General features: G+C 69.7%; 14 protein-coding genes. 8 read left to right on the forward strand and 6 right to left on the reverse strand.

The annotated features are described in order from the left end of the window. Positions 1–31: 31 nt before the first annotated feature. Positions 32–1,183: a glycosyltransferase family 4 protein gene (locus ABZ848_RS00755; protein ID WP_360823027.1), complete on the reverse strand. Its 1,152-nt coding sequence runs from the start codon at positions 1,181–1,183 to the stop codon at positions 32–34. A gap of 194 nt (positions 1,184–1,377) precedes the next feature. Further along, a complete protein-coding gene (locus ABZ848_RS00760; RefSeq protein ID WP_360823029.1) occupies positions 1,378–2,364 on the reverse strand; it encodes a DUF3068 domain-containing protein in 987 nt (328 codons plus the stop codon). Between the two features lie 164 nt (positions 2,365–2,528). On the opposite strand from ABZ848_RS00760, the gene ABZ848_RS00765 reads away from it, so the two are divergent. Together ABZ848_RS00765 and ABZ848_RS00770 are read left to right on the forward strand one after the other, a co-directional pair. Next, positions 2,529–2,681, forward strand: a complete 153-nt coding sequence (locus ABZ848_RS00765; protein WP_242760187.1) for a hypothetical protein — start codon at positions 2,529–2,531, stop codon at positions 2,679–2,681. 3 nt (positions 2,682–2,684) lie between these two features. Next, positions 2,685–3,935: a helix-turn-helix domain-containing protein gene (locus tag ABZ848_RS00770; protein WP_360823032.1), complete on the forward strand. Its 1,251-nt coding sequence runs from the start codon at positions 2,685–2,687 to the stop codon at positions 3,933–3,935. 4 nt (positions 3,936–3,939) lie between these two features. Here the strand turns inward: ABZ848_RS00770 and ABZ848_RS00775 are convergent, their stop codons facing one another. Together ABZ848_RS00775 and ABZ848_RS00780 are read right to left on the reverse strand one after the other, a co-directional pair. Then, a complete protein-coding gene (locus ABZ848_RS00775; RefSeq protein ID WP_360823035.1) occupies positions 3,940–4,977 on the reverse strand; it encodes an NAD-dependent epimerase/dehydratase family protein in 1,038 nt (345 codons plus the stop codon). Next, positions 4,974–6,986: a TerD family protein gene (locus ABZ848_RS00780; protein WP_360823038.1), complete on the reverse strand. Its 2,013-nt coding sequence runs from the start codon at positions 6,984–6,986 to the stop codon at positions 4,974–4,976. The genes ABZ848_RS00775 and ABZ848_RS00780 overlap by 4 nt, the downstream gene beginning before the upstream one ends. Before the next feature lie 232 nt (positions 6,987–7,218). Here ABZ848_RS00780 and ABZ848_RS00785 point away from each other — a divergent pair, with 232 nt between their 5' ends. Together ABZ848_RS00785 and ABZ848_RS00790 are read left to right on the forward strand one after the other, a co-directional pair. After that, positions 7,219–7,992, forward strand: coding sequence for an IclR family transcriptional regulator (locus ABZ848_RS00785; RefSeq protein WP_360823041.1), 774 nt, complete (start codon positions 7,219–7,221; stop codon positions 7,990–7,992). Beyond that, on the forward strand, positions 7,989–8,834 hold the full coding sequence (locus tag ABZ848_RS00790) for an SMP-30/gluconolactonase/LRE family protein (protein WP_360823044.1): 846 nt from the start codon (positions 7,989–7,991) through the stop codon (positions 8,832–8,834). The genes ABZ848_RS00785 and ABZ848_RS00790 overlap by 4 nt, the downstream gene beginning before the upstream one ends. Before the next feature lie 96 nt (positions 8,835–8,930). Here the strand turns inward: ABZ848_RS00790 and ABZ848_RS00795 are convergent, their stop codons facing one another. Then, entirely contained in the window at positions 8,931–10,151 is a 1,221-nt protein-coding gene (locus tag ABZ848_RS00795) for a DUF6545 domain-containing protein (protein WP_360824296.1), read from the reverse strand. A gap of 2 nt (positions 10,152–10,153) precedes the next feature. Further along, positions 10,154–10,747 carry a toxin-antitoxin system, toxin component family protein gene (locus tag ABZ848_RS00800; RefSeq protein ID WP_360823046.1) on the reverse strand — a complete coding sequence of 198 codons (594 nt, stop codon included), beginning with the start codon at positions 10,745–10,747 and terminating at the stop codon, positions 10,154–10,156. A 177-nt stretch (positions 10,748–10,924) separates the two neighbouring features. Here ABZ848_RS00800 and ABZ848_RS00805 point away from each other — a divergent pair, with 177 nt between their 5' ends. From ABZ848_RS00805 to ABZ848_RS00820, 4 genes are read left to right on the forward strand one after another with little or no spacing between them, the layout of a single operon-like run. Then, entirely contained in the window at positions 10,925–12,274 is a 1,350-nt protein-coding gene (locus ABZ848_RS00805) for an extracellular solute-binding protein (RefSeq protein ID WP_360823049.1), read from the forward strand. Beyond that, positions 12,271–13,209 carry a sugar ABC transporter permease gene (locus ABZ848_RS00810; protein WP_360823052.1) on the forward strand — a complete coding sequence of 313 codons (939 nt, stop codon included), beginning with the start codon at positions 12,271–12,273 and terminating at the stop codon, positions 13,207–13,209. The genes ABZ848_RS00805 and ABZ848_RS00810 overlap by 4 nt, the downstream gene beginning before the upstream one ends. After that, the gene (locus ABZ848_RS00815) at positions 13,206–14,066 is read left to right on the forward strand and encodes a carbohydrate ABC transporter permease (protein WP_360823055.1); all 861 of its coding nucleotides are present in this window, start codon (positions 13,206–13,208) and stop codon (positions 14,064–14,066) included. Before ABZ848_RS00810 ends, ABZ848_RS00815 begins: the two co-directional genes overlap by 4 nt. Continuing rightward, entirely contained in the window at positions 14,063–15,034 is a 972-nt protein-coding gene (locus ABZ848_RS00820) for an arabinan endo-1,5-alpha-L-arabinosidase (RefSeq protein ID WP_360823058.1), read from the forward strand. The genes ABZ848_RS00815 and ABZ848_RS00820 overlap by 4 nt, the downstream gene beginning before the upstream one ends. The last annotated feature ends 25 nt before the right edge of the window (positions 15,035–15,059 follow it).

The raw sequence follows: 15,059 nt of genomic DNA on the forward strand, positions 1-15,059 counted from the left end.
CGCGACCAGCCACGACGGCGCCGCACCCGCGTCACGGCCCCCAGCCCCTCACCGCCTCCGCAGCCACCGCCCGGAACTGTCTGACCGTACGGTGCCAGCGATAACGAGCCGCCCGATCCCGAGCCGCCTTCCCCATCGCCTCCCGCCGAGCCCCCGACAGGGCCAACGTGCACCACGCAGCCGCGAACGAGGACTCCCCGTGCGCCAGCACACCGGTCTCCCCATCCACCACGGAATCCCGAAGCCCAGGCACATCAAAGGCAATCGTCGGCGTCTCACGGGCGGCCGCCTCCGTCACGACCAGCCCCCACCCCTCCACAGCCGAGGGATGCAGCAACAGCCAAGCGGCGCACAACAACCGGTGCTTCTCCGCCTCGGACACATGCCCCGCGAACTCCACCCCAGGACCGGCGAGTTGCTCCAGCCGCTCCCGCTCGGGCCCGTCGCCCACGATCACCAACCGCCCGCCGGTGACCGGCCGCACCCGCTCCCAGAGTCTCAGCAGCAGATCGATCCGCTTGTACTCGACAAGTCTCCCGACCGCAACGAACAACGGCTCGGCGGCCCGGTCACCCCGCGGCCCCGGCTCCTCGACACCGTTGTGCACCACACGGATACGGCTCCGCTCCACGCCGAGCTCCCGAAGGGCGTGCGCCGTGGACGGCGAGACCGCGACCAGCAGACTCCGGTGCTGCGCACCGGTCAGCGCCCACTGCTCGAGTCTTCGTCCGATCCGCGCTGCCGGCAGCAACGGCCCGCCGAACCGCATCTTCCACAGATCGGAGTGGACATGGTTGACCAGGCACAACGTGGGGCCGTGGTGCCAGAGGGGCGCGAGATACGGCATCCCGTTGCACACCTCGACCAGCAGATCGGTCTCCCCGACCTGCCGTGCGAACGCGGAACGGGCCCGCAGGTAGTGGGCGAACTCGCCGCCGGCCGACACGACCCGGTAGTCCCGGAACGCTGCCGGTCCGCCGCAGATCAGCGTCACCTGGTGGCCGAGAGCGGTGAGCCCCTCGGCCAGCCGGTCGACCAGCAGCTCCGAGCCGCCGGCCGCCGGATTGTCCAGATCCCGGTGGGCGAGGAAAACGATTCGGCGCGGTTGTGGGGGAAGCGCCGAGGGGTGCTGCGGCGCCCAGGGATGACCGGCGCGCAGCGGGGATGGCACGTGCTGGGGCATGGGTGCTCCAACTCGTCTCAGGGTGCGGAACTCAGTGACTGGTTTCCGGACTTGCTGTGGGGGGACTGAGCTCTTCATGGGTGAGGGGTGTGGACAGCTTGTGCTCGGGTGGGGTTGGACAGTTTTCGCCCAGCCGTTCGTCACGGCTACTCACCGAGGTGACAATTTGCGGCTTTATTAGAACTGACGTCATGTCACATTGTGAGCTGGACCTCGGATGATCGGGGCGTTTCCGGCGTATCGTGGCGCTTACGTCCTCGTACCACCAAAACCCCACCCACTATCGCCAGTACGAATCCGGCCACAGCGGCACCAATCGGCAGCGTTTCCCCCACCATGCGCAGCTGTCCGCTCTCCTTCTTGGCGAGCTTCACCTGGTCCTTCTGCGTCGCGGTTGTGAACGCCAGCTTCCGGCTGTCCAGGAGCAGTACCGCGTCGTACTTGTGCCCCGGTGCGCGCAGCGTGCGGCGCGGGCCGACCTGGGCGTAGATCACGCGGCCGGTGCGCTGGTCGGCGACCAGGCGGATGCCGTGGTTGGAGTACCACTCCTCGGCCAGGACCTGCGGGCTCTTCGGCTGGTCGACCAGGCTGCCCGGCACCTGCCGGGTGCCGATCTTCGTCGGCGGGACCGTGCCGGTGAAGGCGAGGCCGGTGTAGCCCTGGACCTTCTGCTTGCCCGCGTAGTGCAGCGTGACCACGTCGCCGAGCGAGTTGTCCCACCACTGGTACGAGCGTTTGTGCACGTCGAAGGGGAACTTCAGGTACGCGTCGCCCTCGAAGTACGGGTTCTCCCCGCAGCAGTGCACCGGCTTGTTGGTCCTGCGGTCGGTGACCCACCGGTTGAGGAAGAACTCCAGCGCGTCGTGCGGATCGGCGGCCGGCAGCGACTTGTCCGTGTCGACCGTCGTCGTCACGTCCCACACCGCGTCCCCGCTCTTCTCGCTGTCCGCGACATTGCCGCGGACCTGCTGGGTGACGGTGATCCGCTTGTCGGTGACGGTCGCCAGCTCGTCGGTGTCGAAGTAGGAACCCGTGCCCTGGTAGACGGCTGTGGTGTCGATGTCGATGGGATTCACGGCCGCCCGTGGCTCGACGTACCAGACCAGCATCGGCGCCAGGACCAGCAGAAACGTGCCGAGTCCCAGCAGGATCAGGGAGAGGGGTGAGGCTGTACGGCGCATCCGGGCACTCCAGGGGGGAGGGATGACGGAGTTCGGGCCGCTCTGTGGGCGGGAACCGTAGGCGCCTCTTGACGGGGTGTCAATGCTTGTCGAGACTGGGCCGGACAGGCCGGGGTGGGACACCGGGGTGGGGACGACCTCCGTACAGAGAGGCTGACCCTGCGATGTCCAGACTGCTCAGCGCCGCGCTCACCGTCGTTGCCGCGGCCGCCCTCGCCGTGGGCGCCGCCCTCGGCATCGTCGCGCTGCTCGACGCCACCCCCGACCAGCCCAACACCCCCTTGATCACGTACGAGCAAGCGGGACAGGGGAGTTGACCGGTGGGGCCGGCCCGCTCACCCGCCACCACCACCCGCTCGGCCTGGCACGACGTCCCCCGCCTCCAGGTCCGCCGGTTCGCCGCCATCGCGATGGCGGAGGCACCCGCGCTGGCAGAGGAGATCCTGCGCGAGATCCGCCGTGAGTACCCGCATCTGCCGCTCGTCCTCGACGAGTCCGGCGAGCCGATGGCCCTGGTCGGCATCCGCCGCGCCATCGAGGTCTTCGTCCAGCACCTGGAGACCTCGGAGGGCCGCCCCTCGGTCCCGCCGGGCGTCTTCCAGGAGTTCGGCCGCGGCGAGGGCCTGCACGGCCGCTCCCTGGACTCGCTCCAGGCGATCTACCGCATGGGCGTACGACTGGCCTGGCGCCGCTTCGCCGAGATCGGCCAGCGCGTGGAGATCCCGCCACCGGCGATGTACGAACTGGTCGACGCGGGTTACGAGTACCTCGACGGCCTTGTCGACCAGTCGGTGCGGGGTTACGCCGAGGCGGCGGCGCGGCAGGCCGGCGAGCGGCTGAGGTTACAGCGCCGGCTGATGGAACTGCTGCTGGCCGAACACCACCGGGGCGACCCGGCCGACGCGCTCACCGAACGGGCCGCGCGGGTCGGCTGGCCGCTGCCCCGCAAGGTCGCCGTGGGCGTCCTGCTCCGCCCGGCCCGGGAGGCGGTCGCACCGGCTGTCGGCCAGGGCATCCTCCTCGACATGGAGTACGAGCAGCCGCGCATGGTCGTCCCCGAACCGGACGCGGCCGGCCGCCCCGAGCTCCTCCACCGCGCCCTGACCGGCTGGTCCGGCGCGATCGGCCCGCCGGTCCCGCTGGCCGACGCGGCGAAGTCGCTGCGCTGGGCCGAGGCGGCCGTACACCTGATGGAACGGGGTCTGCTGCCGGCCGGGGACGTCCTGTACTGCACGGAGCACACCGAGGCCCTGGTCCTGCTGCAGCCGGAGGAGCTGATCGACGACCTGGCCCTGCGCTGTCTGGCACCCCTCGCGCACTGCGGCCCGACGCACGGGCGCCGGCTTGCGGAAACGCTACTGGCGTGGCTGGAGACACGGGGCGGCGCTCCGGAGGTGGCCGCCCGGCTGGGCGTGCACCCCCAGACGGTCCGCTACCGCCTGCGCCAGATCCGCGAACTGTGGGGCGACGAGATCGACGACCCCGACCGCCGCTTCGAGCTCGAACTGGTGCTGCGGGCCCAGCGGTTGAGGGGGACGCTGGGGGAGACGAGGCGGGGTCAGAGGCCGTGACGGCTCACTTCCCGTGCTGCCGACGCCACGCCTCGTAATGGTCGAGAACGGTCTCCTCGATGGGCCGGTAGCGGACCCCCAACTCCCGTACACTCCGCGCGTTGTCGACCTCGAACCGGATGCCGAGATGCTTGCGGATGTAGTCCTGGCTGAGCCCGAAGAGCGGGCCGAGCACCCGAACGGGCCAGTGGGGCAACCGACTTCGCGGAATCAGCCGCTCCTTGGGATAGCGCGCCCGGATGATGGCGGCCATGTCGTGGAAGGAGGACATCTTCTCGGCGGCGAGGATGTAACGCCCGTGGGCGTCGTCCTTCTCGGCGGCGGCGATGTGGGCGTCGGCGACGTCCCGCACGTCGACCGTGGTGAAGCTGAAGTCGGGGGCGCCGTAGAAGAAGTACCCCTTGAAGAGCTCGTCGAGGAGGAAGAGACTGCCGGACTCGGAGGCGGGTGTCAGGGACGGCCCGAGCACGAGCCCAGGATTGACGGCGACCATCCGCCACCGCTCCTGCCCCTTCGCGGCCTCCCAAGCGGCTTGCTCGGCAACGGTCTTGGCGTAGTGATACGGATTGTTCTCCACAGTGCTGGTGGTGTTGAAGCAGCTCTCCCTCAACACCCGCCCGTCCATGTCGAGTACGTCGGCGTAGTCCCCGAAGATCGCCCCGACGGTGGACGTGAACACGAGCCGGCGCACGGTCGGGGTGCGCTCGATACTCCCGACGACATTCCGCGTCCCGACGAGAGCGGGCTCGACGACGTCCCGCTGCCCGTCCTTGATCTTCTCCGGCATGAGAAAGGGCGAGGCGACATGAAAGACGACCTCGCACTCCTTCATGGCCTCGTCGAAGGCCCCGTCGCGCAACAAGTCGGCCTCGAACAGCGCGAGTTGCCCGGGGAAGCGGTCCTGAAGCTCCTTGAGAGGCCGCACCTTGACGTCATTCCCGACGCTCCGCACGGTGGCCCGCACGTGATACCCACGCTCCAGCAACCGCCCCACCAGATGACAACCGACAAAACCACTGCCTCCGGTCACGAGGACGTTCACGCGCGCTCCTTCGTCATCACACGTTGAGGAGTCGCATTGTCCAGGTGGACCACCACCGTCGTATAGAACCGGTTCACGGCGTCGTCCACGCTGCGGATGAAGCCGGACTCGGCGTTGCCGCGGCCGCTGCCCATGCTCTTGAGGAGGGAGAGGCGGAAGCCGGTGATGCGGGTGGTGGTGTTCTTCGGGAGCATGTCGGCCGGTTCGGGGCGCAGGCGTTCCAAGGTGCCTCGGGGGCCGCCCGGTTCGCCTTCGACCAGGGTCTCGATGTGCAGATCCGCCGGTGCGTCCTCCAGCCGGCGGACCAGGCGCTTGGCCCAGGTGAGGGGATAGCCCTGCTCGGGCGCCGGGATCTCCACGGACGTGCGCAGCTTGCCGGTGCGCAGGTCGGCGGTGACTCCGAGCAGGCCCGGGGCGCCCTCGACGCGCAGCTCCGCCCGGAGGCGTCCGTCCGTGCAGAGCCGGTCGGCGAGGAGCGCGCGGCGGGCCCCGGGGTCCGTCCCGCGCTTCGCCCGCTGGACCGGGAGCACCTTCTGCCCGAGCTCGCCGCCGAGCCCGAGGCACACCTGGCGGATGAGCCGCTCCCAGCTCTCGACCACCTCCAGCGCCCGCGGATCGCCCTGGCACAGGGTCTCGTCGTCGATGCCGTTGCGTACCGGCACCCAGGCCGAGCCCATGTTCTGGAAGCCGTGGCAGCCGGAGTTCTCGTGCTGGAGATAGTGCAGCAGCTCCTGGAGCAGCCAGGCGTGGGCGGCGTTCCCGACGCCCTCGTGCCGGATCAGCATCTGCGCCTGGTGGGCGACTTCGGCCCAGGACAGGTGCCGCAGCGCCGCCTTGTGCTTGCGCCGCCCGTCGATCTTGACGTCGACGAGCGGGCTGCCCTCCAGGGCGACGTCGTTCGACAGCGTGATGACGGCCTCGTAGCCACGGCGTGCGGCGATGTCCATGTACGCCTGCACCTGGTCCGGCTTGAGGGCGTTGCCGTTGGTCTTCGTCTCGACCAGGGCCGTCCACAGCTTCCCGGCCCGCTCGACACGGACGACCCCGTCGGGGCGCCGGGGTGTGTCACCGTGCGGCAGCGACACCTCGGTGAAGGTCTCCATCCGCCCCGCCGGTGCCCCGAACCCGGCGGTGAGCCGCCTGCCGAACTCCGGCACCTGCGCCATCACCGACAGCAGCACCGAGGTCGCCCGCATCTCGCGGTCCCGGTCGCTCTTCAGCACCGAGACCGGGAAGAGCCTGGACTCCCGCCACGACTCGTTCTCGGCCAGGGACTTCCGGGCGGCCTTGGGCAGGGTGACCTTCTTCTTCGCCGTACGGGGCCGGGCGGCGGGCTTCTTCGCGGCGGCCTCGGCCCCGGTCCGGTCCTCGGGCGTGCGCGGACTCGGAATGGCTTCGAGCGCCGCCTGCGGCAGGGACTCGACGGGCGCGGGCGTCTCCGTCTCCCCGCCGTCCGCCTCAGGGTCGTCATCGACATCGACCCCGAAATCCGTGGCCAGCCCCGCGAGCCCGGACTCGTACCCCTGCCCCACCGCCCGGAACTTCCACTCCTCCCCCCTGCGGTACAGCTCGCCGAAGATGATCGCGCTGACCTCGCCCGCGTCCTCGATGGCGAAGCGCAGCAGGTGTTCTCCCGCCGCGTCGGCCAGCGTCACCCGCAGGTCCTCCAGCTCGCCGAAGCGTGCCCCCTCGTACCGGCTCGCGGCGACGACGATCCGTTCGACCTCCGCCGGGACCGCCGTCAGGTCGAAGCCGATGCGGTCCTCGTTGCCGTCCTCCGTCGGTGTCTTGCCGAGCAGCTGCACGCTGCCGTCCGCCGCCACCGGGTTGTTGTAGAAGTAGAAGTCCGCGTCGCTGCGCACCTTGCCGTCGGTGTTCAGAAGTAAGACGGACACATCCGCGTCGCCCTCGCCGCTGGGGCTGACCCAGCCCAGGCCGACGATCACGGAACCTGCGTTCTCGCTCAGGGCCGACAGCGAGACGTTCGAGCCCTTGGTCATTTCATGCATGAGACCCCCCATCACCGCCGGGTGCCGTGACCCCTCCCGTCCCGGCCGCCCGGTGTGCGACATGATGTGACGTGTCGCACATGAGCGACAGTAGTACCACAGGGCGTGGGAGGCGGTCTGCGCAGAACCATTGCCCGGGCAAACTGGCTGTCGCTAGCCTGTGTTCGTCATGCCGATCGTCTGTTGAAATTTCGAACGCAGACGCCCAGATAATCAAGGGAGGGGGCCGGTTGTGGGACGCCTCGTACCTGCCGTGACCCGGGCTCTCGACATTCTCGAGCTCTTCCTCGACGGGGACGGGACGCTCTCCGCCCCCGACATAGTGCGCAAGCTGCAGCTGCCGCGCACCACCGTGCACGAGCTGGTCACCACGCTCGCCGCCCGGTCGTACATCGTCCAGGTCCCGGGCCAGCCGGGACGGTACCGGCTGGGCGTACGGCCGTACCAGCTCGGCAGCCGTTACGCCGAGCAGCTGGACCTCGCCGCCGAGGGCCAGCAGGTCGCCCGTTCCGTCGCCGAGACCTGCGACGAGACCGTGCACGTGGCGATCCTCGAAGGCGCCGACGTCATCTACATCGCCAAGGTCGACTCGACCCACGCGGTACGGATGGTGTCGGCCGCCGGCCGCCGGCTGCCCGCCCACTGCACGTCCGTCGGCAAGATGCTGCTGGCCTCCCTTCCGGAGCCGGAGCTCAGCTCGCGCATCCCGGACGATGCCGACCTGGTCGCGATGACACCGAACAGCATCACCGACCCGGCCGCCCTGCGCGAGGCCCTCGCCGAGATCCGCCTGCGCGGCCTGGCGGTCGAGAGCCGGGAGTCCAACCCGGACGTGAGCTGTGTGGCGGCCCCCGTGCGGGACCGCACCGGCCAGGTCGTCGCCGCCCTCTCCATCTCCGTCCCCATGATCCGCTGGAGCGACGAGCGCCGCGCCGAGCTGGAGCAGCTCGCCGCCAAGGGCGCCGTGGAACTCTCGGAACGCCTCGGCCACCGGACCGTCGCATGACGGCCTACGAGGTGGCGGTGCGCGCCGAGGCCGCCCTCGGCGAGGGCCCGACCTGGGACGCGGACGCCGGCCGCCTGATCTGGATCGACATCCTCGGCAGCCGCGTGTACACGTACGACCCGGTCTCGGGCCGGCGCACGCTCCGGGTCACCGACCAGCACGTCGGCGCCGCCAAGCCGCGCGCCGGCGGCGGCCTGGTCCTCAACCTCCGCGACGGCGTCGCCCTCGTCGACCCCGACGACACCTTCCACTGGCTCCACCACGAGCCGGTCCCCGGCCGCCGCGCCAACGACGCCGCCGTCGCCCCCGACGGCTCCCTCTGGGCCGGCACCATGCGCTACGACGAGGCCCCCGGCGGCGGCACCCTCACCCGCATCACGGGCGACGGCACGGCCGAACTCGTCCTCGACGACGTCGCCGTCAGCAACGGCACGGGCTGGAGCCCCGACGGCACCCTGATGTACTACGTCGACTCCCCGACGCGCCAGATCGACGTCTTCCACCACGAGAACGGCCGCGTCTCGGACCGCCGCCGCTTCGCCCAGATCGAGGCCGACGCGGGCTTCCCCGACGGCCTCACGGTGGACGCCGACGGCTGCGTCTGGGTGGCCCTCTGGGACGGCGGCGCGGTGCGCCGCTACACCCCCGACGGTGAACTGGACAGGGAGATCACGCTCCCCACACCCCTGGTAACGGCGTGCGCCTTCGGCGGCCCAGATCTGACGGACCTGTACATCACAACGGCCAGGGTGGGCCTGACGGCCCCGCACCCGGTGGCGGGCTCCCTCCTGGTAGTCCCAGGAGCAGGAAAGGGCCTGCCACAGCCGCCGTTCACGGGTTAAGACGCGGAACACCCGCGCCCCTCCAGGGGCGCGGGGCTGTATCGATATGCGGCTCCGCCGCGTGGGCGCGCCAAGCCACATCAGACCCGCGGCCGCTCAAGAACCGGTCGCGGCACCCCGGAACGCGCCTACCCCCGCCCGAACCGCCGCCAACTCCTCAGTCCGCCGCAACGCATCGGACACCGCCCCGATCTCCCGCAACAAGTCCGTCGTGTCCGGCTCCGGCCCACCCTCAAAGCCGCCCCCCGCCACCGCGTCCTGCACAGCCACAGCCCACGCCAACGCCATCGCCCGCTCCGGCGCATGCCCGAGGCCCACCGCGACTTCGTACAATCGCTGCCGCCGCCCCTCGTCCACATGCCGCGCCAGCGGCAGCAGCACATCCCGGATGAACGTCTCCCGCCGGATCAGCCGCAACTCCGGCGTGGCCCGCAGCACGAACGACACACCACCCCCGTTGACGGAACGCATCAGCAGATACAACGGCCGCAGCCGCCGATACGCCAGCCGGATCCGCCACCGGTCGTGCAGGTACTGCCCGGCGTGCGGAAGGATGAAGCCGACCGCGATCATGATGGCCGACAGACACGCCAGCGGCGGTGCCACGCCCGTGCTCAGCCAGTCCAGGTCGTGCCCGGTCCACCGAGCCACCACGGCCGGCAACTTGACGGCGTAGAAGGACAGTTGGGCCGCGTATCCGATGCCGAGGAACTTCAGCCCCCAGCGCAGCCACGCGTCCAGCCCGTCCGTGCGCATCCAGTTCCAGATCAGCGCCGAGGTGACCACCGTCGCCACGGCCTGCGCGACCAGATACAGCACGATCATCTCGCGCATGTACGGCGTGTTGGCGTAGTACGTGTCGAGGTCCCGCAGCCGTTCCACCGGCGCGTCGGCGAGCGCGAACAGCACCCACAGCGCGGCGATGACCGTGAGGGACCCGGCCACCACCCACCGCACGGCGCGGACCGTCGCGGCGGAGCGGTCGGCGAGCCCGTTGCGCCAGGCGATGATCAGCAGCAGGCACGAGCCGCAGAACGCCGTCAGCAGTGAATACACCCACGGCGCCGAGATGTTGGGCACACCCGTGATCCGGTTGACCCGCGCGATCGTCGACGGCGCCACGAACACGAACACCGCGCAGGCGACGAGCAGTACGCCGCCCACGGCCCGCAGCAGCGGGTCGCTCCACAGCCGCACGATGGTCGGCAGCTTGATCGCCAGCGCGGCGATCAGCACCCCGGCCGGGATCCACCAGAACGACGGATAGAACTCGTTGACGAACCCCGCGGGAGACCAGGCGAGTTGGCCGAGACCCACACTCACCGCGCCGAACTCCCGCGCCCGCGATACCCCAGCGACCGGCTCAACGGCGTAAGCGGCGCCTCCTCGTCCCGCCCGCTCAGTAGCGGCCGGAACGCCGCCGCGAGCCGGTGGCCGAAGTCGTCGGCCTCCGCCTCGTCCGCCACCCGCGAGCCGTCGCGCGCGGCCACCGACAACGCCATGTCGGTCCACGCCCTCCGGTCCGCCAGCGCCGCCCCGGCCACGTGATGGTGGCTGTGCCCGGCGTGCAGATGCCACAACTCATGGCCCAGGATGACCAGTTGCTGCACCGCCTCGGCCCGCTCCTCGACGATGACCAGGTCGAAGTCCTGGAACTCCACCCAGAGCCCGGTCACTTCGATCTCGTCCGGGAACCGCTCGAACCGCAGCTCCACCGCCCGCCCGCCGCGCCGTACGCTCATCTCCTCGCACAACGCCCGGCACAGCTCCCGCGCGTCGGCCGGCGGCCGCGGTCTGGCCCGCACGGCGGCGACGAGCCCGGCCGTCAGCTCCCGCATCCCGGAGACTCTCCGCGAGCGTCGCAGCGCCCCGGCGACCCGGGCCGCCTTCCTCCGCGCGCCCGCGATGTCCATCGTTCCCCCTTCCGCCGCCGCACAGCAGGCTGCCCGAGACTACGCCGTCGTTCAACCGAGAACGACCTCCCTGGCTGGAAAGTCCTGCGCAAACCATTGACTAGCAAGCGCTTCCTATTTACGGTCCCGTTCGAAGTTACGGGCACGATTCGGTATACCGAACAGATAGGGCAGGGCATGGGACGACCTGACCTGAATCGCAGGCATGTGCTGGGCGGGCTCAGCGGGCTCCTCGTCGCCGGCAGCCTCGGCTTCGCCGCGCTCGGCACCGGCGCCGACGCACTCGCCGCCTCCGGCCGCACCCGCGTGCGGTACTGGAACCTCTTCAGCGGCGGCGACGGATCGAACATGATCGCGATGCTGGACGCCTTCCGCAAGGAGCACCCCGACATCGCGGTGAAGGACTCCACCCTCCAGTGGGGCAGCCCCTTCTACACCAAGCTCGCCATGGCCGCGGCCGGCGACCGCGCCCCCGAACTCGGTGTGATGCACATGGGCCGGGTCGCCGGCTTCTCCCCGGGCCGCCTGCTGGACCCGTGGGACGTCGACCTGCTCGCCAAGTACGGGGTACGGGAGTCGGACTACAACCCCGCGCTGTGGCAGCGCGGCGTCATCGACGGCAAGCTCTACGCGCTCCCGCTCGACATCCACGTACAACTCTGCTTCTACCGCAAGGACGTGCTGAAGAAGGCCGGTCTGCTCGGCGACGACGGACGGATGATCCCGGTGACCTCGACCACCGAGTGGTTCGACGTCCTGAAGAAGGCCAAGCAGGCCCAGAAGAAAGGGCTGCAGACCATCGGGCTGTGGACCAACGACCAGAACTTCCAGTGGTGGTTCTTCGTCGCCTTCTACACCCAGCTCGGCGGCCAGTGGTTCGACGACGCCCGCACCGAGGTCCTCTTCGACACCGACAAGGCCACCCAGGTACTGGAGTTCTTCCGGCAGCACGTCACCGACGGGTACGTCATCCCGGGCGCGCCCACCGGCGAGCAGTTCATCAACGGCGCCCCCTTCACCTGGGAGGGCAACTGGTCGGTGCCGGTCTTCTCCGCCGCCAAGCTCGACTACGGCGCCACCCCGCTGCCGCCCGTCTTCGGCAGGCAGGCCACCCACGCCGAGTCGCACTCCTTCGTCCTGCCGCACCAGGCAGGCCGCGGCGGCGCCACCAACGAGGCCGCGCACGAACTGGCCGCGTACGTCGTCCGGCACGCCCTCCAGTGGGCCGCCGGCGGCCACATCCCCGCCTACACGCCGACCCTGTCCACGGCCGCGTACAGGAAGCTCCAGCCGCAGAACGAGTACGTCTCCGCCATGGACCACCAGGCCACCGAGCCGAAGGTGTGGTTCGCGGGCTCCACCGGCATCCTCGCGCAGGACCTCGGCCCGCTGGTCGTCTCCTCGACCATGGGCTCCGCCAAGCCCGCCTCGGTCGCCCAGAAGATGAGGAACCAGCTCACCAAGCTCCTCGCCTCGAAGAACCCCATGGACGGCAGGACCGCCGCGCAGGGAGGTGCGGTCGCATGACGACCAGTGCAGAGAGCGTCCTCGTACCCGCGCGGGCCCGGACCGCCACGGCCACCGCGACCGTCCGCCGCAAGCAGGGCTTCCAGCACGGGGGTTGGTTCGTCGCCCCGTTCCTGCTGCTGTTCGCGCTGTTCGTGATCTGGCCGCTGCTCCGCGGCCTCTACCTCAGCTTCACCGACGCCAACATCTCCGGCGAGGGCGCGAGTTTCATCGGCCTCGACAACTACCGCGAGGCGCTGCACGACCCGATGATGTGGGACGCGCTCGGCCACAGCGCCTACTTCACGCTCCTCGTCGTCCCCTGCATCACCGTCCTGGCCTTCCTCCTCGCGATGCTCGCCCACAACATCGAGCGCGGGAAGTGGCTGTGGCGCCTGTGCTTCTTCGCGCCCTTCCTCCTCCCGTCGACCGTCGCGGGCAACATGTGGCAGTGGCTGTTCACCCAGGGCATCGGCCTGTTCAACGAGACCCTCGGCATCCAGACGCCCTGGCTGACCGACAAGTCGTACGCCATGCTCGCCATCGTCATCGAGACCCTGTGGTGGACGGTCGGCTTCAGCTTCCTGCTCTACCTCGCCGCCCTCCAGGGCATCCCCGCCCACCTCTACGAGGCCGCCAAGCTCGACGGCGCGAACGCCTGGCACCGCATGGTCCATATCACCCTGCCGATGCTGCGCAACATCACCGGCCTGGTGATCGCCCTCCAGGTCCTCGCCTCGCTCCAGCTCTTCGACCAGGCCGTCGTGATGTTCGACTTCGGCACCGGACCGGAGAACAGCACCCGGCCGTTCGTGCAGTACACCCTCGAACAGGGCTTCACCAGCTACCGCGTGGGCTACGCCTCCGCGATGTCCATCATCTTCTTCGTGATCATCGCAGTCGTCGCCCTGGCGCGGATGTGGCTGCTGCGCAACCGTGAGGAGGGCGCCCGATGACCACCGCCGTACAGGTCCCCAAGCGATCCCGCAGGCCCTGGACCCCGAGTCAGATCGTCCTCACGCTGCTCGGCGTGGCCGTCTCGGCTGTCTTCGTGGCGCCGATCGCCGCGGCCCTGTTCACCTCCCTCAAGTCCGAGGCGGAGGCGGCCGAGATCCCGCCGCACTGGCTGCCGAGGACATGGACGACCCAGGCGTGGCGGGCGTTGTGGTCGACCGGCAACATCGGCAACTGGTTCATCAACTCACTCGTGGTCTCGGTCCTGGTGACCGCGATCGTGCTGACGGTCGCGGCCCTCGCCGGTTACGGCTTCGCCCGCACGGAGTTCCGCGGCAAGGGAGTGCTGATGGGGGTGGTGATGTCGGGCCTGATGGTCTCGCCGGCCGTCCTCGGCGTCCCCCTGTTCACCACCGTCCAGCAGATGGGCATGGTCGACACCTACTGGGGCATGATCCTGCCCCAGTGCGCGCCCGCCGCGATGGTCTACATCCTCTACAAGTTCTTCCAGGGCGTCCCGCGCGAGCTGGAGGAGGCCGCCTTCATCGACGGCGCGGGCCGCTGGCGGGTCTTCTTCACGATCGTGCTCCCGCTCTCCCGCCCGTCCCTCGCGGCGGTAGGCATCTTCACCTTCATCGCCTCGTGGAACAACTTCCTGTGGCCGTACATGGTGACCAACAACCCCGACCTGATGACCATGCCGAACGGCATCGCGACGGTCATGAACTCCTACGGCATCCAGTGGGCCCAGCTGATGGCCGGCGGCCTGATGGCGGGCCTCCCGCTGATCGTCGTGTTCGTCTTCTTCCAGCGCCAGATCGTGGCGGGTGTCGCACACACCGGATTGGCGGGACAGTGAGAACAGGCAGAGCGGTTACGGCCGTCGTGGTCGCGGCCTTCCTGGCCTTCCTCCCCAACGCGGCGCAGGCGGAGGCGAGTTACCCCGACCCCCTCCCCATCACCGGCCAGCAGATCATCCACGACCCGACCGTCATCCACCTCAAGTCCGGCGGATACGTGGCCTATTCGACCGGCGGCGTCATCGGCGCCCGCACGTCCAAGGACCTCCACCAGTGGGACGACGCGGGCAACGCCTTCGCCGCGCCGCCGAGTTGGTGGTACGAGTACAACGACACCGGCGACCCCTGGGCACCGGACATCTCCTACCGCGACGGCCGCTACTGGCTGTACTACGCCGTCTCGTCCTGGGGCACCAACCACTCCGCGATCGGCGTGGCGACCTCCCCGACCGGCCTCCCCGGCACCTGGACCGACCACGGCAGGGCGTTCACCTCCGAGACCACGGACACCTGGAACGCCATCGACCCGGCGATCATCCGCGCCGACGGCCGGCTCTGGATGACCTTCGGCTCGTACTGGACGGGCATCCGCATGGTCGAACTCGACCGAAGGACCGGCAAGGCGATCGAGGGAGCGCCGGTAGCCCACCTGGCGACCCGCCCGGACGCCCCGTACGCGGTCGAAGGCCCGTACGTGGTCAAACACGGCCACTACTACTACCTCTTCGCCTCCTACGACGCCTGTTGTGCGGGGGTGAACTCCACGTACAAGATCAGGGTGGGCCGCTCGACAACGGTGACGGGCCCGTACATCGACAGCACGGGCAAGCAGATGCTGGAGGGCGGCGGCGACCTGCTCCTGGCCGGCCACGGCAGGTACATCGGTACGGGAGGAGAGTCGGTCTTCCGCGACAAGGGCCAGGACTGGCTGGCGTACCACTACTACGACGCAGACGACAACGGCACCCCGAAGCTGGGGCTCAACAGGCTGATCTGGACAAAAGACGGCTGGCCGAGTGTCTTTTAGGGGCGCGGGGAACTGCGCGACCAGC

This window comes from Streptomyces sp. NPDC047081 (assembly GCF_040643775.1).
In the GTDB taxonomy this organism is placed as follows: Bacteria; Actinomycetota; Actinomycetes; order Streptomycetales; family Streptomycetaceae; genus Streptomyces.